General features: G+C 63.6%; 14 protein-coding genes and 1 pseudogene. 11 read left to right on the forward strand and 4 right to left on the reverse strand.

Going from position 1 to position 18,968, the window contains the following annotated elements:
• Positions 1–112: 112 nt before the first annotated feature.
• Positions 113–1,726 carry a GMC family oxidoreductase N-terminal domain-containing protein gene (locus tag QNO18_RS04025; RefSeq protein WP_283176637.1) on the forward strand — a complete coding sequence of 538 codons (1,614 nt, stop codon included), beginning with the start codon at positions 113–115 and terminating at the stop codon, positions 1,724–1,726.
• Between the two features lie 82 nt (positions 1,727–1,808).
• Here the strand turns inward: QNO18_RS04025 and QNO18_RS04030 are convergent, their stop codons facing one another.
• Positions 1,809–3,233 carry a PLP-dependent aminotransferase family protein gene (locus QNO18_RS04030; RefSeq protein WP_283176638.1) on the reverse strand — a complete coding sequence of 475 codons (1,425 nt, stop codon included), beginning with the start codon at positions 3,231–3,233 and terminating at the stop codon, positions 1,809–1,811.
• A 148-nt stretch (positions 3,234–3,381) separates the two neighbouring features.
• On the opposite strand from QNO18_RS04030, the pseudogene QNO18_RS04035 reads away from it, so the two are divergent.
• The 5 genes and pseudogenes from QNO18_RS04035 to QNO18_RS04055 all read left to right on the forward strand — a co-directional run bounded on the left by QNO18_RS04035 (position 3,382) and on the right by QNO18_RS04055 (position 8,626).
• Positions 3,382–4,499, forward strand: a pseudogene (locus tag QNO18_RS04035) (mandelate racemase/muconate lactonizing enzyme family protein).
• 144 nt (positions 4,500–4,643) lie between these two features.
• Entirely contained in the window at positions 4,644–5,732 is a 1,089-nt protein-coding gene (locus QNO18_RS04040) for an extracellular solute-binding protein (RefSeq protein WP_283176639.1), read from the forward strand.
• A 73-nt stretch (positions 5,733–5,805) separates the two neighbouring features.
• Complete coding sequence (locus QNO18_RS04045; protein WP_283176640.1) at positions 5,806–6,882, forward strand: ABC transporter ATP-binding protein; 1,077 nt, start codon at positions 5,806–5,808, stop codon at positions 6,880–6,882.
• A 3-nt stretch (positions 6,883–6,885) separates the two neighbouring features.
• On the forward strand, positions 6,886–7,755 hold the full coding sequence (locus QNO18_RS04050; protein WP_283176641.1) for an ABC transporter permease: 870 nt from the start codon (positions 6,886–6,888) through the stop codon (positions 7,753–7,755).
• 4 nt (positions 7,756–7,759) lie between these two features.
• The gene (locus tag QNO18_RS04055; protein ID WP_283176642.1) at positions 7,760–8,626 is read left to right on the forward strand and encodes an ABC transporter permease; all 867 of its coding nucleotides are present in this window, start codon (positions 7,760–7,762) and stop codon (positions 8,624–8,626) included.
• 20 nt (positions 8,627–8,646) lie between these two features.
• On the opposite strand, the gene QNO18_RS04060 is transcribed toward QNO18_RS04055, so the two are convergent.
• A complete protein-coding gene (locus QNO18_RS04060) occupies positions 8,647–10,716 on the reverse strand; it encodes a bifunctional aldolase/short-chain dehydrogenase (protein WP_283176643.1) in 2,070 nt (689 codons plus the stop codon).
• A gap of 114 nt (positions 10,717–10,830) precedes the next feature.
• On the opposite strand from QNO18_RS04060, the gene QNO18_RS04065 reads away from it, so the two are divergent.
• Entirely contained in the window at positions 10,831–11,805 is a 975-nt protein-coding gene (locus QNO18_RS04065; protein WP_283176644.1) for a sugar-binding transcriptional regulator, read from the forward strand.
• A gap of 17 nt (positions 11,806–11,822) precedes the next feature.
• On the opposite strand, the gene mtnA is transcribed toward QNO18_RS04065, so the two are convergent.
• Both mtnA and mtnK read right to left on the reverse strand, forming a co-directional pair.
• Positions 11,823–12,929, reverse strand: coding sequence for an S-methyl-5-thioribose-1-phosphate isomerase (mtnA, locus tag QNO18_RS04070; protein WP_283176645.1), 1,107 nt, complete (start codon positions 12,927–12,929; stop codon positions 11,823–11,825).
• Positions 12,926–14,152, reverse strand: a complete 1,227-nt coding sequence (gene mtnK, locus QNO18_RS04075; protein WP_349293882.1) for an S-methyl-5-thioribose kinase — start codon at positions 14,150–14,152, stop codon at positions 12,926–12,928. The genes mtnA and mtnK overlap by 4 nt, the downstream gene beginning before the upstream one ends.
• A 239-nt stretch (positions 14,153–14,391) precedes the next feature.
• Between mtnK and QNO18_RS04080 the strand changes: the two genes are divergently transcribed.
• From QNO18_RS04080 to QNO18_RS04095, 4 genes are read left to right on the forward strand one after another with little or no spacing between them, the layout of a single operon-like run.
• A complete protein-coding gene (locus QNO18_RS04080) occupies positions 14,392–15,900 on the forward strand; it encodes a sugar ABC transporter ATP-binding protein (protein WP_283176646.1) in 1,509 nt (502 codons plus the stop codon).
• Positions 15,897–16,913 (forward strand): ABC transporter permease, encoded by a 1,017-nt coding sequence (locus QNO18_RS04085; RefSeq protein WP_283176647.1) that lies wholly within the window; start codon positions 15,897–15,899, stop codon positions 16,911–16,913. Before QNO18_RS04080 ends, QNO18_RS04085 begins: the two co-directional genes overlap by 4 nt.
• 33 nt (positions 16,914–16,946) lie before the next feature.
• On the forward strand, positions 16,947–17,984 hold the full coding sequence (locus tag QNO18_RS04090; protein ID WP_283176648.1) for a substrate-binding domain-containing protein: 1,038 nt from the start codon (positions 16,947–16,949) through the stop codon (positions 17,982–17,984).
• Between the two features lie 54 nt (positions 17,985–18,038).
• Entirely contained in the window at positions 18,039–18,968 is a 930-nt protein-coding gene (locus QNO18_RS04095) for a transketolase (RefSeq protein ID WP_283176649.1), read from the forward strand.

Here is an 18,968-nt window from a genome sequence, read left to right on the forward strand (position 1 = left end):
GCCGCAAAATCCGGAATGGTCGGGTGAATGGTCCGGTCTTTTCGCCGCAATGGCTTTTCCAGAACCGCGCGGCAGGAGATAAGCCTCTGACCGGGATCAGATCGGTGGGATCATGGCTACGTTTGACTATATCATCATCGGGGCGGGATCGGCCGGCTCGGTTCTGGCGGAACGGCTGAGCGCTTCGGGCAGGTTCTCTGTCCTGGTTCTGGAGGCCGGTGGCAGTGACCGGCGGTTCATGATCCGGATGCCGGCAGGCTATGGCCACAGCTTTTACAATCCGAAGGTGAACTGGTGTTTCTGGACCGGCCCGCAAGCGGCGCTGGCCGGGCGGCAATCTTACTGGCCGCGCGGCAAGGTGCTGGGCGGGTCTTCCTCGATCAATGCGATGGTCTGGGTGCGTGGTCAGCACAGCGATTTCGACGACTGGCAGGCGCATGGCAATCCCGGCTGGGGCTGGGACGATGTGCTGCCGCATTTTCGCGCGATCGAGACCTGGGAGGGCGGCGAGGATGCCTGGCGCGGTGGTTCGGGCGGGGTGAAGGTCGGGGAAATGGGCGCTTCGGTGCATCCGCTCAGCCACGACTGGCTGGCGGCGGCGAAAAGCGCGGGGTTCAGTGAGACCCCGGATTACAATGGCGCGACGCAGGAAGGTGTCTCGATCTACCAGATCAGCGCGGCCAGGGGGCTGCGGTCTTCTGCAGCCACCGCCTTTCTGCATCCGGCGATGCGGCGCGCCAATCTGCGGGTCGAGACTGGTGCGCTTGTGAACCGCCTGACGATTTCGGAGGGGCGGGTTACGGGCGTTGAATATGCGCGGGATGGCCAGGTCATGACCGCCACGGCGCGGGCCGAGGTGATCCTGTCTGCGGGCGCGGTTCTGTCGCCGGTGATACTGCAACGGTCCGGCCTCGGGCCGGGCGCGCTGTTGCAAAGCCGGGATGTGGGCGTGATCCGCGATCTGCCGGCAATTGGCGCCAATCTCCAGGACCATCTGGGGATCGACTATCTCTTCCGCTCGAAAGTGCCGACGCTGAACACGCAACTCAGACCCTGGCTCGGCCGGGCGATGCTGGGGCTGCGGTATCTTTTGCTGCGCGATGGCCCGCTGGCGATTTCGGTCAACCAAGCGGGTGGCTTCGTGCGCTCGCGCCCCGGGCTCGACCGGGTGGATCAGCAGCTTTATTTCTCGCCGGTCAGCTATTCAAAGCCGACGCCGGGCAGGCGGAGACTGACGCTGCCGGATCCGTTTCCGGGGTTTTTCATCGGTATCCAGCCCTGCCGGCCGCAAAGCCGGGGCCGGATCAGTCTGGCATCAACCGACCCGAATGCGCCGCCTGTGATCGAGCCGGATTACCTTTCCGCCCCGGGAGATATGGAGCAGATGCTTGACGGGGTGCGGCTGATCCGGCGCATTGCGGAACGCCCCGAGATCGCCCGCTATATCGAGGCCGAGATGCAGCCTGGCCCGGATATCAGGGATGAAGAGGCGCTGATCGCCGATATCCGCGCCCGCGCCGGCAGCGTGTTCCATGCCTGCGGCACCTGCCGGATGGGGCCGGATGACGGAACCAATGCAGTCGATTCGAAGCTCCGGCTTTACGGGATCGAAGGGCTGCGGGTGGTGGATGCCTCGGCCTTTCCGAATGTCACCTCCGGCAATATCAACGCGCCGGTGATCATGCTCGCCGACCGCGCCGCAGCGATGATCCTCGCAGACCGTTAACCGGTTTCACCGGCGATCTGCGCTTCGAGCACCGAGGCGAGTACCCCGACCCCGCGCTGGATCGTGCGGGGCGGCACCGCCGTCACCCCAGCACCAGCCCGGCGGGGCAGGGGTCAGGGCCAAAGCGAAAGCGGTCAAGGCCCGAGACGATGAGCCCCGCCGCCTCGCAGGCGCTGACCACGGCGGGCTCGGACAATGCGGGATGTCGGAACGTGCCGATCCGGTGAAACCCCGCGGCGGGCGAGGCGCGCAATTCCATCAGCCCGTCAAGCCGGATTGCTGCGGCCTCGGCAAAGGCCAGGTGGCGCGCGGCATAGATTTCGCGCATCCGGCGCAGATGGGTGGCGAAATGGCCCTCGGCGATAAAACGGGCCAGCACCGCCTGGCTGTCAGGCGAGACGCCTTGCAGGAAGGCGCGCGAGACATGCGAGAAGACATCGACCAGCGGCGGCGGCGCGATGTAAAAGCCCAGCCGCAGCGCGGGAAACAGGTTCTTGGAAAAGGTGCCGACATAGATCACCCGATCCGCACGATCCGCGCTTTTCAGCGTCGGCAGCGGTCGCCCGTCATAGCGAAACTCGCCGTCGTAATCATCTTCGATGATCCAGCCATCGCAGTCATAGGCGGCGCGCAAAAGCGCCGCGCGCCGCGCAAGGCTCATCTCGGCCCCTGTCGGATGCTGATGCGAGGGCGTGACAAAGGCCAGCCGGAACGCAGGCGCGCGGGCAAGGCCGGCGGCCACATCCAGCCCCTCGTCATCGACCGGAACCGGGATCATGTCAGCCCCGCAGGCGATCAGGCTGTTGCGGGCTCCGATGGCGCCGGGATTCTCGAACCAGACCGGATCGCCGGGGTTCAGGAGCACGCGGCCGATCACGTCAAAGGCCTGCTGGGCGCCCGCCGTGATGAAAATCTGTTCCGCCTCGCAGGCGATGCCGCGATTGGCGCGCAGGTGATCGGCAATGGCGCGGCGCAGATCGGGATCGCCCTCGGGTTCGGCATAGCCAAGGATGTGGTTGCGCGACGATCTCCAGTGGCTGGCGGTAAGGCGCGCCCAGATCGCCAGCGGGAAACTGTCGAAATCGGGGAGGCCGGTGACAAAGGCGCGGGGCTGACGCGGATGTGGAAGGCGCTGGTGAAAGCGCTGCGACGCAGTGTCGATGGCGGTCGAGAGCCGCGCCGTGCGGGCCTCCGGCGGCGGCTCGACGCCGATGATCCCCTGCGGCAGCCCCGCCCCGACCTGGGCCGAAACGTAGGACCCCGATCCGGTCCGCGCCTCGATCAGCCCTTCGGACAAAAGCCGGTCATAGACTGCCACAGCCGTCGTGCGCGAAATATCGAGATCCTGAGCGAGGCTGCGGCTTGACGGCAGGCGCCGCCCCGGCGACAGGTCACCCGCAAGGATCAGCCCACGCAAAGCCGCACAGACCTGCAAGGTGATCGAGGCCTGCAGGCTGCGGTCGATGCGCAGACCGAAGAGCAACTCTCCCGATGAGCGTTTGACCAAATCCTTGCCCCTTCCCACGGTCGACCGGCGGCAACCGGCTTCCGACAATTTCGAAAGTGGACCTTATCCGACGCACCTGGCCCGGGGCAATCTTGTCGCGACAGAGAGGCCCGCTGCAAGAGGCCAGCCTTAAGAGAGGACCGACCCCGTGAAGATCACCCGCATCGAGACCTTTTCGTCGCGCTATATCGGTTTTGTCCGGATCACCGATGCCAGTGGCGCCACCGGCTGGGGCCAGGTCTCGACCTATCATTCCGATATCACCGCCCAGGTTCTGCACCGCCAGGTGGCGCCCTGGGTGCTGGGGGTGGAGTTTGACGATCTGGATGCGCTGACCGACAAAGTGTTCGAGCGCGAGCATAAATTCCCCGGCTCGTATCTGAAGCGCGCCATTGGCGGGTTTGACACCGCGCTCTGGGATCTGCGCGGCAAGCAGGCCGGTCTGCCGGTCTGTGCCCTGATCGGCGGCAGCCCGGGGCCATTGCGCTGCTACGCCTCGTCGATGAAACGCGACATCACGCCCTCGCAGGAGGCCGAGCGGTTCCGCCGCCTTCAGGGCGAATTCGGCTTTGACGCCTTCAAGTTCCGCATCGCCGCCGAATATGGCCATGACGTCGACGAATGGCCGGGAAGGACGGAGGAGATCATTCCGACCATCCGCCGCGCGCTCGGGTCTGACGCCGCGCTGCTGGTCGATGCCAATTCCGGCTTTTCGCCGAAGCGCGCCATCGAGGTTGCGGATATCCTTCTGGACAACGGGATCGAGCATTTCGAGGAACCCTGCCTTTACTGGGAGCTGGACCAGACCGCCGAAGTCACCCGCGCGCTGGCGGCGAAACCCATTGCCGTCACCGGCGGCGAGCAGGATTGCGAGATGCCGGTCTGGCGGCAGATGATCCAGGGCCGCGTGGTCGATATCGTGCAGCCCGATATTCTTTATCTGGGCGGCATCAGCCGCACGCTCAGGGTCTGCGAAATGGCGCGCGCGGCGGGCCTGCCGGTCACCCCCCATGCCGCCAATCAGGGCTTGGTGACGCTGTTCACGATGCATCTTCTCCGTGCCATCGAAGGCGCGGGAAAGTATCTCGAATTCTCGATCGAGGGGCCGGATTACTACCCCTGGCAATATGGGCTTTACACCGAAGACCCCTACCGGGTCGATGCGGGTCGCGTCACCGTCAGTGACCGGCCCGGCTGGGGGTGGAAATCGCCCCGGAATGGCTGGCGAAATCGGCCTGGCAGATGTCAGACATATCGGATCTCTGAGGCTGCGGCGCGGGCTGGCGAAAGCGGCCTCATGTTTCATCGAAAGTGGACCTTAGCCGCTGTCACGCCGGGCCACATAGTTAGAGCTTATAAAACACGAGCGGGGCCAGAGATGCCCTGCCGGATCAACATAGGGAGTGAACAATGACTGCCAGGACAACCCTGATTGCACGGCTGCTTGCCGCGTCCGCCTGCGCCACCGCCCTTTGCATCGGCGCAGCCCAGGCCGAGACGCTGCGTCTCCTGACCTGGGGCGGCTATGCGCCCGACAATGTGATCGCGCTGTTTGAGAAAGAATATCCCGATATCAAGGTCGAGGTGACGCTTTCCAACAATGAGGAAATGGTTGCCAAATTGCGCGCGACCGGCGGCGCGGGCTTCGATCTTGCGCAGCCCAGCCATGACCGCATCTTTGCGGCGCAAAGCGAGTTCGAGATCTACAAGCCACTGGATCTGACGCAGATCGAGACCGGCAAGATGCAGGCCAATCTGCTGGAGGCGGTCAAAGCCAATACCACCATCGACGGCGCTGTCTACGCCGTGCCGCATCAATGGGGCACTTCGGGCCTTGTGGTCGATGTGACCAAAGCGGCGGATGTGAAGGACTGGTCCGACCTGTGCAAAGAGGAACACAAGGGCAAGACCTCGATGCGCCTGCGCCGGACGATCCTTCTGGGGATGGGCTTCTCGCTCGGCTATGATCCTTTCGCGCTGTATAATGACACGACGGCCTATAGCGAGATGCTCGACAAGGTGGCCGATAAGATGATCGCCTGTAAATCGGTGATCAAGACCTATTGGAATGGCGGCGACGACCTCTCGACGCTCTTGCTGTCGGGTGAGGTTGTGGCGTCCGAATCCTGGGATTCCACCGCGTTCAAACTTTATGGCGAGAACCAGAACCTGGTCTATGTGCCGCCGGCCTCGGGCGCGCTGACCTGGATCGACACTTTTGTGATCCCGGCCAAGGGCCGCGCCGATGACGCCGCCTATAAGTGGATCAATTTCGTGATGCGCCCGGAGATTGTGACCATCATGTCGGATTCGACCGGCGCGATTGCTGCAGTCGAGGGCGGGATCGAGCTCCTCCCCGAGGCGAAGAAGGCTGCGGTCAAGCTGGCCTTTGACGATGCGGCCATCGCGAATATGAAGTTCTTCGCCAATATCCCTCCGGGGCTGGAAGATATCGAAGGCAAGGTGCTGGAGCGTATCAAAGCCGCTTCGGGGAACTGAGCGCCCCCTTATGACACCGGGACAGGCGTATCCCCGCCTGTCCCCGCCGCCATTTACCTGTCACGAGCCCCCTATGCATGATCTGGAATGTGTGAACCTGACCAGGGTTTTTGGTCGCCACAGGGCGGTGAACGATGTCTCTTTCACCGTGCCGCGCGGGTCTTTCTTTTCGATCCTCGGGCCATCGGGCTGTGGCAAGACCACGCTGATGCGGATGATCGCGGGGTTCGAGACACCGGATTCCGGCGATATCCGCATCAAGGGCAAATCGGTGCTCGACGTGCCGCCGAACAGGCGTTCGGTCAAAATGGTGTTCCAGCATCTGGCGCTGTTTCCGATGATGAATGTCGGTGAGAACATCGCTTACGGCCTGAAGTGCCGGGGCGAGAGCCGCTCTGAGATCGCGCGCAAGGTCGAGGATGTGCTGGCGCGGATCGGGCTGCCGGGGGTTGCGGAAAAGCAGGTCGCGCAGCTTTCGGGCGGGCAAAAGCAGCGCATCGCCATCGCGCGTTGCATGGTGCTGGAGCCGGATGTCCTTTTGCTGGATGAACCGCTTGGTGCGCTGGATCTGAAACTGCGCGAGCAGATGAAGATCGAGCTGAAGCTCTTGCAGCATCAGTTCAACACGACCTTCCTCTACATCACCCATGACCAGTCCGAAGCGCTGGTGATGTCCGACACTGTCGCGGTGATGAATGCCGGTCGGTTCGAGCAGATCGGCACACCGAAGGAATTGTATAACCAGCCCGGCTCGGGCTTTGTGGCGGGCTTTGTCGGCGACACCAATCGCTGGGCTGGCCGGGTGACCGGGGTCAGTGGCGACGAGGCGCGGATCGCGCTGGACCAGGGACCGGAGATTATTGCCCGTCCGGGCGCGACCCTGGCCGCTGGCAGCCGCGCCGAGGTGTTCATCCGCCCCGAAACGCTGTCTCTTGCCCCGATCGAAGGGGCGAACCATGTCTCCGGCACCGTCGACAGCCTTTTGTTCAATGGCGCCAATTCGCGGATCCTGTTGCGCAGTGGCGAGCGGCTGATCGAGATTGCCCAAGGCGTGATGGATGCCACCACCCCGGTCGCGCGCGGGGACAGCGTGACCGCCAGTTTCCGCCCAACGCATGCGCTGGCCTTCCCGGCGCCAGAGGCGGGGTGAGGGATGAAAAGCTCTGACGCCAGCCGGCTGACGCTGATCCTGTTGTTCACGCCCTTTGCGCTGTGGATCATCCTATTGATCATCCTGCCGCAGATCGGTGTCGGCTGGCTTAGCCTGCGCGAGAAACTCGGGCCCCGCGAATATGCGTTCGGCTTCGGCAATTACCTCGATTTCTTCCGCGAGCCGATCTACTGGAACACGCTGTTGCGCACCGCCTGGATCTCGGTGCTGGTCACGATCCTTGCGCTGTTCATCGGCTTTCCGGTCGCCTGGTATATCGCGAAAATCGCACGGCAGCGGTCGCGCGCGGCCTTGTTCCTGATGTGCCTGATCCCACTCTGGGTGTCGGATCTGGTGCGCGCTTTCGGCTGGATCCTGTTGCTGCGCGAGACCGGGATCATCTCGGGCGCGCTGCAATGGGCGGGGCTGAGTTCGGGCCCGGTCGAGCTTTTGTACAATGACATCACCGTCGTGATCGGCATGGTCTATACGGTGGTCCTGTTCATGATCGTGCCGCTGGTCTCGACGCTGGACGGGATGGACAATGCGCTGCTTGAGGCCGGTTACAATCTCGGCGGCAGCCGGATCACCGTGTTTCGTCGCATCGTCATTCCCTTTGCCATACCGGGGATCGTCGCGGGCTGCATCATCACCTTCATGCTGGCGGCGGGCAGCTATCTGACGCCGATCCTTCTGGGCGGCAAAAACTCCATGTGGTTCACCGAGCAGATCTACGAGCAATTCGTCACCCGCTATAACTGGGAATCCGGCGCGACCTTCGGCGTGCTTTTGCTGGTCTTTACCTCAGGCGTGGTCTGGCTGGGGTTGCGGCTGACAGGGCAGAACCTTGCCTCGACCGTGGCGAAGGAGTGAGCAGATGAACGTTGCCGCCCCCCGCTCCGGTCTGATGCGTGGTCTCTATATCGGCTATATGCTGGCGTTTTTCTTTTACCTCGCCGCGCCGCTGGTCGCCGCCGCGATCTTTGCCTTCAACGACTCGCAATTCCCCGCGCTTCCCTGGAAGGGATTCACGCTCGACTGGTTTTTCGGGCGTGAAGAGCCGGTGATCGGCCTTTTCCATGACCGCCGTCTGATGGCGGGGCTGATCAACTCGCTCTGGATCGGGCTGATCGTCTCGGGCCTGGCGGTCGTGATCGGCACCTGCAATGCGTTCTTGTTCGAACGGAAGAGCTTCCCGTTCAAAAGTGCGCTTTACGTGCTGATGATCGTGCCGCTGGTGATCCCGGGCGTGATCCTCGGTATCTCGATCCTGGTGTTTTCCAGCATGATCGCCAATGGCGTCAGCGATGCCTTCTGGTGGGAATGGGATTTCCTGCGCCCCGGCGTGTTGCTGGTGATCCTGGGGCAGCTTTCTTTCCTCGTGACGATCACCACGCTGGTGATCTCGGCCCGGCTGCGCAAATTCGACATCGCGCTGGAAGAGGCGGCGCTGAACCTTGGCGCCTCGCGTGTCAGGGTGCTGGGGACAGTGACGCTGCCATACCTTACCCCGGCGCTGTTTTCCGGCTTTGTGGTCGCTTTCCTTGTGTCCTTCGAGAATTTCAACACAACGCTGATGCTGGTCGGATCGGACGCGCCGCTGACCATCACCATGTATGACCGCATGGTCAAAGTCGGCTCGACGCCGGTCCTGAATGCGGTTTCGGTGTTCCTGATGGTCGGATCGGGGCTTTTGGCGCTGGCCAGTGTCTTTGCGCAGCGTCCGCGGCGCGGCGAGGGCTAGGCCCCGCCGCGCGCTTTTCGTCAGCGCAGCGCCGCTTCGATATTGCCGCCATCCACCGTCATCACATGCGCGGTGGTGCGGGCCGATGCTGCCAGCGCGGTGAAGGCCTGGGCTACATGGCCGGCCTCGACCTCGCGGCCCAGCAGGTTGCCAGCCATATAACTTGCCTCATCCAGCCCCCGCGCGGCGGACCGCGCCGCGATCATCTCGCCGGTCAAAAGGCCCGAGCGGATGCGGTCGGCATTGATCCCGTTCACGCGGATGCCCTCGGCCCCGAGTTCCAGCGCGAGCTGGCGCAAAAGGAAGAAGGTGGTGGCCTTGGGCAGGCCATAAGCGCCGAAGTTTTTGCCCGGATTCACCGCCTGTTTCGAGACATTGATCAGGATCTGCCCGGCATCGCCCGCGCCGCGGGTGCCGCGCGCGGCGGTCTGGGCGCGGAACACCGCGACCGCCGCCTGGGCAAAAGCCTGATGCGCAAAGAAATTCAGCTCGAAACTTTGCCGCAGCGTGTCGTCGGGCAGGGTCGCAATCTCACCTGTGATCGCAGCGCCTGCATTGGAGACCAAGATATCCAGCCCGCCGAAGCGCGCCACACAGGCCTGAACCGCGATCTCTGCCGCGCCTTTGGCGGTGATGTCACAGGCAATGCCGCCATGATCGCGGCCAAGCGCCTTCAGCGCGCCGTCAAGCTGCGCCTCGTCGCGGTCGACAAGGAAGATCGCAGCGCCTTCCGCCGCGAAGGCCCGCGCGGTGGCAAGGCCAATCGCCCCCGCGCCGCCGGTGACCAGCACCACCTTGCCCTGAAAGCGCGGCGGCTTGCCCTTGCCCAGCTTGGCCTGTTCCAGCGACCAGTATTCCATCTCGAAAAGGTCGCGCTCGCCGATCGGATAGAACCCGCCAAGCCGCTCGCCATCTGCCATTACGCGGGTGGTCTGGCTGCCGATATCGCCGGCAATCCGCGCCGCTGCGGCAGTGGCGCCGATACCGACGACGCCTTCGCCCTCGATCCATGCAAGGCCGGGCATCGGCGAGAGCATGGTCTTTGGTGTTGCGGCAAGCGGCGCCTGGCGGTCGAAATAACCCGCGTAATCTGCAGCGAAATCCGCCACCGCCTGGCGCAGCGCCTCCGGCCCGCCTGCAAGGATCTCAGGGGTGATCACCAGCGGATGGCCCTTGGTGCGGATGACGTGATCCGGGGTCGCCACGCCGCGTTTCGCAAGCGCGGCGAGGTCGTCGCGCAGCGTAAAGGCGCGGACCGCATCATCGGCGCGCAGGTCGAGAACCGGCAGGCCTGCCGCCTCGGGCAGGCAGGAGGCCAGCGCGCCGCGCAGAGATGCCAGCGTCTGCGCCAGTTGCGGCGGCGGCAAGGCTGCGCCCGGATAGACCGGGCCGGGGCGGCGCTGCGCGAGCCAGGCCTCGACCTCATTCGTATGAGAAATCAGCCGGTCGTAAGAAGCTTTCGCCCCCGGCCCCCAGGTGAAATGGCCGTGATTGATCAGCAAAAGCCCTTCGGCTTCGGGATTGCGGTCATAGGCATCTGCCGCCGCTTTCGCCAAAGCAAAGCCCGGCATGATATAGGGCAGAAGCGTCAGCCGGTCGCCGAAAATCTCGCGCGTGGCGGCCTCGACTTCGGGCAGGTTTGCCAGCGTCAGGAAGGCGGTCGCATGGGTGTGATCGACATATTTATGCGGGATCCAGGCGTGGAGCAGCGTCTCGACCGAAGGGTTCGGGCCGGTGCTGTCCATCAGATTGGCGCGCTGCACATCGACCATCGCTTCGTCCGACAGCGCAGTCAGGCCGCGCAGCCGTGCCAGTGGCGCCATGCGCACGGCGGGCAGACCCGCGGCCTGGATGGTCTCAAGATCCCAGCCCGAGCCCTTCACATGCAGTACATCAACCGTATCGCCGTAAACATCGACGGCCTCAGCCTTCATCGAGGTATTGCCGCCGCCATGCATCACCATATCCGGGTCGCGCCCGATGATGCGCGAGGAATAGACCCTGAGTGCGAGTTCCCGCGCCGCCGGGTCAGACCCCGCCGCCTCCTGCAATGCCCGCGCCTCGGTCTCATTCCAGAGATTCGTTCTCATTTGCACCCTCCCCGGTGGATCCGTAATAGCAGCCTGTCCAAAGGCAATTGCACGATCATCCGGCATTGTCTACAAATGTCAAATATACCTGTCAAACGTTGAATGAGGCCAGAGGTGAACAGCACAGCCAGGCGGCGCACAATCGGCCAGGTCAGCGGCGAGAATGCCGTGATCGAGGTTGCCTGGCTCTATTATCACGAGGGGCTGAACCAGAAGGATATTGCCGAGACGCTGGGGATTTCCCGTGCGACAGTGGTGAATTACCTGCAGGAGGCGCGCGAGCGCGAGCTGATCCGTATCACGCTGGCGGCGCCTGCTTTTACCACGCATCGGCTGGCTTCGGATCTCTGCCGCCGCTTCGGGCTGAAAGCGGCCTATGTGGTGCCCGATGAGGGCGCCAGCGTCGAGGATGCCTTTCGCCGGGTGGTGAAGGGCGCGGCGCTCTGGCTGCCGGATCTGCTGGCGCCGGGCGACAATCTGGGCGTGGCCTGGGGGCGCACCGTCTATGATCTTGCCGAGGCGCTGGAGATCACCCGCACCGAAGAGATGACCGTGTTGCAGCTGGTCGGCTCGATGGCCACGCCTTACGGCTTTACCGCCGAAGCCTGTTCGACCCGGCTGGCGCAAAGGCTGGGGGCGCGCTGTCTCAACCTCCACGCCCCGGCGATCCTGTCGAGCGCGGATCTCGCCCGCGCGCTGCGGGCCGAGCCGATCCTGCGGGTGCAGCTCGCTGAGATCGAAAAGCTGAACAAGCTTTTGTTTTCGGTTGGGACGGCCAGCGAAGACAGCCATATCGTGTCTAGCGGCCTCGCCACGACTGAGGACCTGGCGCATTACACCCGCAATGGTGCGGTGGGGGTGATCTGCGGCCGGTTTGTCGATGCGGCAGGCCGCGCGATCCCCGGCCCGATGGAAGACCGCATGATCGGCATCCCGCTTGAGCGCCTGACCGGGCTTGAGATGGGCATTCTGGTGACGCCGGGCCATGACAAGGTCGCGGCGACAATGGCGGCGATCCGGGGCGGTTATGCCACCCATCTCGTCACTGGCCTGACCGTGGCCGAGGCTTTGCTGGCGCAGGAGCTGTAACCCCGCGCCAGGCTGATTCAGCGTTTCAGCGCGGCTGATTTCAGATCGCCGAACATTGCCTCCATCGCTGCCGCATCGGCGGCGACCACGCCGCGCTCGGTGATCAGGCCCGTCACCAGCGCCGCCGGTGTCACGTCAAAGGCCGGGTTGCGCCCGCCCGTGCCATCGGGGCTGATCTGCACCTGGATGATCCTGCCCGAGGCGTCCTTGCCCTGAACATGGGTGACCTCGGTATCGGAACGCTCTTCGATCGGGATCTCTTTCACGCCATCGACCACCGTCCAGTCGATGGTCGGCGAGGGCAGCGCGACATAGAACGGCACGCCATTGGCCTTTGCCGCCAGCGCCTTGAGGTAGGTTCCGATCTTGTTGCAGACATCGCCCTGCGCCGTGGTGCGGTCGGTGCCGACGATCACCAGATCGACCTCGCCATGCTGCATCAGATGGCCGCCGGCATTGTCGACGATCAGATCATGGCTGACGCCCGCCGAATTCAGCTCCCATGCGGTCAGCTGTGCGCCCTGGTTGCGGGGGCGGGTCTCATCGACAAAAACATGCACCGGAATGCCTGCCTCGACCGCGTGATAGATCGGCGAGGTCGCGGTGCCCCAGTCGACCGTTGCGGGCCAGCCCGCGTTGCAATGGGTCAGGATATTGACGGTTTGCCCCGGTTTCCTGGCTGCGATCTCGCGGATCAGCGCGAGGCCGTGTTCGCCGATGCGACGGTTGATCTCGACATCTTCATCGGCGATCTCATCGGCGCGTTTCGCGGCTGCCGCCGCGCGGGCCTCAGGGGCCAGAGGGCGCAGAACGCGGTCCATCTCATCCAGCGCCCAACGCAGGTTGATCGCGGTAGGGCGGGTTTCGTGCAAAACCTCCCAGGTCTCGGAAAGCGAGGCGTCTGAGGGGTTCCGCGCCATCTGATCGGCCACGCCATAAGCCGCTGTCGACCCGATCAGCGGCGCGCCACGCACCCACATATCGCGGATCGCGACGGCATATTCGTCGCGCGTGGTCAGCGGCACGATGCGCAATTCATGCGGCAGCCAGCGCTGGTCGATGATCATCACCTGACCTGACGCCTCGCGCCAGATGGAGCGGTAGGGTTTGCCATTGATTTTCACAGGTGGTTCTCCAGGCTGATGCGCCGCGCGAGGTCAAGCACGGCAGGAATTCCGGTCAGGCCATTGCGGCCATGGATCAGTGCGGTGCCAAGCGCGAGGGCACGGGCCTCGCAGCCGGCGCGGGTGGCCTCGTCGCTGATCCGTTCGAAATCGGCGTTATGGGCGAGGCCGAGAATGCGGCGATGCATCTCGACACCGCAGAAGCCAAGCGCGTCACGCCAGATCATGCCAAGCCGTTCCGCCCGCGCGATCTCGCTCGCCAGGCCGTGGCCCTGATCCTCATACAGCGTGGCCTGGTAGAGGATGCCGGTGCGTTCCTCGCGCCAGAGCCGGGTGAATTCTGCCTCGAACGCGGTCCAGACATTGGCGGTGACCGACAGCAGCCAGTCCTGATACTCCGCCCGTGTGCCCGCGCCGGTCTCATGCCCGGGCTGCGCCATATAGGCCATCAGAAAGTTCGAGATAAGCATGCCCACATCAAAGCCGATCGGGCCATAGGTGGCGAATTCCGGGTCGATGACGCGAATGTCGTCGTCTGAAACCATGATCGAGCCGGTATGAAGATCCCCGTGAAGCATGGTTTCGGCCTGGGCGGTGAAACCCATTTTCAGATGTTGTACCGCGACTTTCAGGGGCAGATCGGCCTGGATACGGGCAATGGGGCCCTCCAGCCCGGGCGTATGATGGTTCAGCTTTGCATCGAAGTAGGGGTCGGAAAAGACAAGGTTTTCCGTGATGTCGCAAAGTTCGACATTGCCTGCAAACAGCGCCATATCGGCCTTTTTCGCGGCCGGTTTCATCGAGAGATCCGAGCCCCGGAACAGCGTGCGCGCGCAAAACTCGCCCAGCCTTTCGCCCAGCCCGTTATAGCGTTTGCCCTGGATCAGCCCATGGCGCAGGATGATATGCGGGGAAAGGAATTCCATCACGACAATGGCCTGCGCCTCGTCGAAATGCCAGACTTCGGGCACCGCGCCGGGGTCGCGCGCCTCTTGCCGGATCAGGGCGTTATATTCAAAAAAGCTGCGTTTCAGCGGCAAGGGCCAGGATTCGCCCACCAGCCGCACATAGGGCAGCGCCTGTTTCACAATCGCCGCGCCCAAAGCGCCGCGCAGGATGAAAACGAGGTTCAGGTTGCCATCGCCGACCTCTTCGACCTGCCAGCTGTCGGGGGGCCGACGCGGCTGGTCAAAAGGCTCAGCCCGCCCAGACGGGACGGCAATGTGCTGGGGGTCAGCGCCTCATATTGCGACGCAGTGTCTGACGGATTCACGGCTTTCTCCTCCCGCAGGTGACATGCCGGAGCTGGCCCGGCGCACCAAATCTTGCCCTCCGGAGCGCGGATTCCTCCTCCCGCATCCCGGGGTTCCGGCTAAGGATTTCCATTCTTGCGGCATTTGTCAAACATTATTGACATTTGAATAACTGAGACGCTAGCCTCGGGTCGGGAGAGGAGACCATCGTGCCGCAGGACGCCATCGTTATCACGGGGCTGACCCGTTCTTTTGCGCGCAATCATGTGCTCCGGGGGGTCAATCTGACCCTGCCGGCGGGCAAGGTGACTGTGTTGATGGGGGCGAACGGGGCGGGGAAATCCACTCTGGTCAAGATCCTCTGCGGCGTGCAGCGCCGCGATACCGGCGAGATCACGCTGGGCTGCCAGCCCTTTGATCCGCCGGACCCGGCCTCTGCATTGCGGGCGGGGGTGGTGACTGTGCATCAGAACATCAATGACGGGGTGGCGCCGGATCTTGACGTGGCCTCGAATCTTTTGCTCGACGAGCTGGCGGCGGGATCGTCTTTCTTGCTCAACGCCCGCCGGATGCGCGAAGAGGCGCTGCGGATCGCCGGCGCGGTTGGGCTGGATGTCGATGTTACGCGCCCGGTGCGCGAGCTGAGCCTTGCCGACCGGCAGCTGGTTTCCATCGCCCGCGCCATGTCGCATCGCCCCCGGCTTCTGATCCTCGACGAGCCGACCTCATCGCTTTCGGCGACCGAAACGGAACGGTTGTTCATTTTGATCGACCGGCTGCGCGCCGAGGGTGTGGCGATCCTTTATATCTCGCATCGCATGTCCGATATCCGTCGCCTTGCCGACCGGATTGTCTCGATGCGGGACGGGCAGATTTCCGGCCAGTTCGAGGGCGAAACCCTGGATTACGCCGGCGCCGTGCGCGCCATGCTGGGTCATGAGATCACCGAGGTCGATATCGACATTCCGCCTCAGGGCCGGGCGGTGATCGGGGCGCGCGCGCTGCGGCTCCGGCCCGATGCGGTGCCGTTCGATCTGAGCCTGCATGAAAATGAGGTCGTGGCGATCACCGGCCTTGTCGGGTCGGGGAAATCGCTGCTGGCCGAGGTGCTTTTCGGTGTCTCACGCGCGCATGGCGGCACGGTCACCCTGGACGGCGCGCCATATATGCCGAAAAATCCGGGCGCGGCGGTGCAGGCGGGAGTGTTTCTTTCGGCGAAAGACCGGCTTTTGAATGCGGTGATCCCGGAATTCGACATCACCCGCAATATGGTGCTGCCCTTCCTGTCGCGCCATTCGGGGCTGCTGTCGCTGCTGCACCCCGGGTCCGAACGCGCCACCGCGACCAGGATGATCGGTGAGATGGGCGTCGTGTGTCAGAGCCCGAAAGACGGGATCCTGACGCTCTCGGGCGGCAATCAGCAAAAGGTTGTGGTCGCGCGCTGGCTGGCCGAGGCCTCGCGCCTTCTGATCCTTGATGAGCCCTTCCAGGGGGTCGATATCCAGGCGCGCCGCGACATCGGCCGCCATATCCGTGCCAGCGCCTCTGGCCGCGCCACCCTGGTGCTGTGTGCCGAGATCGACGAGGCGCTGGAAGTGGCCGATCGCATCCTTGTCATGAGCGAGCATTCGATCATCGGCGCCCATCGCAATCAGAATATCGACCTTGGCCTTGTCATGGCGCAGGTCACCGAATCCGCCGCAGGAATGCCTTCATGAAAAAAGACTTCAATCTGACCGATTTCGCGATCCGCTACGGGTTCCTGATCCTGATGGCGGGGCTGGTGATCGGCTTTTCCATCGCGCAACCGGCTTTCCTGACTGCACGCAGCGGCGTCTTCATCCTGCAATCGGTGGCGATCACCGGCATCCTGGCACTTGGCGTCACCGCGACCCTGGTGGTGGGCGGCTTCGACCTGTCCATCGGGGCGGTCGCGACCTCTGCCCTGATGCTTTCGGCCTATACGATGGTGATCTGGGATCTCGGTGCGGTCGAGGCGGTGGTGTTCTGCCTTGCCATGGGCGCCTTTGTCGGCCTGATCAACGGATTGCTGATCGTTAAGATGCGGGTGCCGGATCTTCTGGCGACGCTTGGGATGATGTTCCTGCTGATGGGGTTGCAGCGTATCCCGACGGAAGGAAATTCCATCTCGACCGGCATGTCGCTGCCCGGAGGCGGCACCGCGACCGGCACATTCTCGCCCGGCTTTCTGATGCTGGGGCGACACCGGCTCGATTTCATCCTTGAGGATCTGGTGCCGCTGTCGGTGGTGTTCCTGATCGTGATTGCGTTCCTCGTCTGGGGGTTTCTCGAACTCACCCGCCATGGCCGTGTCATGTATGCGATCGGATCGAACGCAAAAGCGGCGAGCCTTGCGGGCATTAACGTCAATTTCTACCGCATTCTGGCCTATGTGATCTCGGGCACGCTGGCATCGTTCGGGGGCATCCTGCTCGCGGCGCGGCTGGGGCGGGGCGATGTGGCCTCGGGCAACAACCTGTTGCTTGATGCCGTGGCCGCCGCGCTGATCGGCTTTGCCGTGCTGGGCGCCGCGAAGCCGAATGCTTTTGGCACCGCCATTGGCGCGCTGTTTGTCGGCATCCTGTTGCAGGGCCTGACCATGCTGAACGCACCTTATTACACGCAGGATTTCATCAAGGGCGCCGTGCTGGTCGTCGCCCTCGTCTTTACCTTCGCGCTTTCCGGTCGGGGAGGCCGGGCGCGCGGCTGAGCGAAACGGACAACAAAGAAGAGGGAGGAAACCATGTTTTCAAGACGGGTGTTTGTGGGCCTGATGGGCGGTATTGCCCTGATCCCGGGCCTCGCGATCGCACAGGATGCGCCGGCGCCATTCGACAAGCCCGCCGATGTGAAGATCGCGCTGGTGCGCTATCTGTCGACCGGCGATTTCTTCCAGGCCTATCTTTCCGGCGTGGAAAAGCAGTCAGAGGCGCTTGGCGTCAGCCTTCAGGTCTTCGATTCGCGCCAGGATGCGGCTTTGCAGGCCGATATGGTTGATCAGGCCATCGCGCTTGGCGTTGACGGGATCATCATCCAGCACGGTCTGACCGAGTCGATGAAAGAGGCCGCGCAGCGCGCGGTTGATGCCGGGATCAAGGTTGTGGCCTTTGACGTGAATGTCGAAAACGCCGCCATCCCGCAGGTCGAGCAGTCTGACCGCGACCTCGCCCGTCTGGCGCTGGAACAGGCGATCAGGGATCAGGGTGAGACCTGGACCGCAGGTTACGTCTATGTCCCCGGCATCGCCCCGCTCGACCGCCGTGATGAGACCTGGAAAGAGTTCAAGGCGAAATATCCGGGCATCACCGAAAAGGCGATGTTCGGCACCATGGACAACCCGATTGCCAATTCGGTCGCTAACCAGGCGCGCTCGGTGCTGTCGGCCAACCCCGATATCCAGGTCGTCTTTGCCCCCTATGACGAATTCGCCAAGGGCGTGAAAATCGCTGTGGACGAGGCCGGCATGGGCCAGGATGTCGCGATCTATTCGGCGGATGTTTCGACCGCCGATATCGCCCTGATGCGGGAAGACGGTTCCAGCTGGAAAGCCACTGCCGCGACCAACCCCGCCGTGGTGGGCGAGGTTTCGGTGCGCACCCTTGCGCAGCTTCTGGCCGGTGAGACGGTCGCGGCCCAGGTCATCGTGCCGCCGACTCTGATCACCCAGGCCGAGCTCAATGAGCTCGATATCTCGAATATGGAAGAGCTGGGCGCGAAGATGCCGGCTTTCGTCCATGCCGAAGTGTCGGTGAGCCCCTGGATGAAGCTCCCCGCGCGTTGATCTGACTTGCGGGGCCGGCCTGACCGGCCCCGATACAATTCGATGAGGCCACAGATGCAAAACTCCCGTACCACCGAAGATGTGGCCCATGGCATCCGCTGCCGCGTGTTCGAACATTCGATGCGCAATAATGGTGGCTATCTGAGCCAGGCCTGTTCCGCCGCCGAGCAGCTGGCGTTTTTGTATAACGAGGCGCTGAACCTTGGTCCTTCGACCATGCCGCTGGTGCCGCCGCCCTTTGGCGGGGTGCCCTCGGCCGCGAACCATGATTACCGCACCGGCGCAGGCTATAACGGCCCGTTCGACGCCGTGCATGACCGTCTGTTCATCGCGCCCGCGCATTACGCGCTGGTGGCCTATGCCTGCCTGATCGAGGTCGGTCGCATGGCCCCCGAAGGGCTTGAGATGTTCAACCAGGACGGGTCATCCGTCGAGATGATCGGTGCCGAACATTCCCCGGGGATGGAGGTGCATAATGGCACTCTTGGCATCGGGCTTTCGACCGGCGCGGGCCTTGCCTGGGGGCGCAAACGCCGTGGCGAGACCGGCGAGGTCTGTGTCTATATGTCAGACGGCGAGGTCCAGGAGGGCCAGACCTGGGAGGCAGTGCAGGCAGCCGCCCATCACGGCATCGACAATCTCTGGGCGCTGATGGACGTCAACCGCCAGCAATGCGACGGCGCGATGGATTCGGTGATGACCGTTGGCGACATCGCCACCAAATTCCGCAATTTCGGCGCGGTGGTCGCCGAGGTTGACGCCCATGACCTGACCGCTTTGCGTCAGGCCAAAGCGACCCCGCATGAGGGCCAGCCGCTGATCGTCCTTGCCCATTCCAGTCCGACAAAGGGCATGGAATTCCTGATGAAGCGCTTCCCGCGCCTGCATTATGTGCGGTTCAAATCTGACGAGGAACGCCGCGAAATGAACATCGCCATTGCCGCCGAGCTTGGCATCGCACCCGTCGACCTGGGAGGGCACTGA

Source organism: Gemmobacter sp. 24YEA27 (assembly GCF_030052995.1).
Taxonomy (GTDB): domain Bacteria; phylum Pseudomonadota; class Alphaproteobacteria; order Rhodobacterales; family Rhodobacteraceae; genus Pseudogemmobacter.

What these genes read in the sequence shown, in the direction of transcription:
- QNO18_RS04025 (WP_283176637.1), top strand. Translation starts at nt 113, where the DNA reads ATGGCTACGTTTGACTATATCATCATCGGGGCGGGATCGGCCGGCTCG.
- QNO18_RS04040 (WP_283176639.1), top strand. Translation starts at nt 4,644, where the DNA reads ATGACTGCCAGGACAACCCTGATTGCACGGCTGCTTGCCGCGTCCGCC.
- QNO18_RS04045 (WP_283176640.1), top strand. Translation starts at nt 5,806, where the DNA reads ATGCATGATCTGGAATGTGTGAACCTGACCAGGGTTTTTGGTCGCCAC.
- QNO18_RS04050 (WP_283176641.1), top strand. Translation starts at nt 6,886, where the DNA reads ATGAAAAGCTCTGACGCCAGCCGGCTGACGCTGATCCTGTTGTTCACG.
- QNO18_RS04055 (WP_283176642.1), top strand. Translation starts at nt 7,760, where the DNA reads ATGAACGTTGCCGCCCCCCGCTCCGGTCTGATGCGTGGTCTCTATATC.
- QNO18_RS04060 (WP_283176643.1), bottom strand. Translation starts at nt 10,716, where the DNA reads ATGAGAACGAATCTCTGGAATGAGACCGAGGCGCGGGCATTGCAGGAG.
- QNO18_RS04085 (WP_283176647.1), top strand. Translation starts at nt 15,897, where the DNA reads ATGAAAAAAGACTTCAATCTGACCGATTTCGCGATCCGCTACGGGTTC.
- QNO18_RS04090 (WP_283176648.1), top strand. Translation starts at nt 16,947, where the DNA reads ATGTTTTCAAGACGGGTGTTTGTGGGCCTGATGGGCGGTATTGCCCTG.
- QNO18_RS04095 (WP_283176649.1), top strand. Translation starts at nt 18,039, where the DNA reads ATGCAAAACTCCCGTACCACCGAAGATGTGGCCCATGGCATCCGCTGC.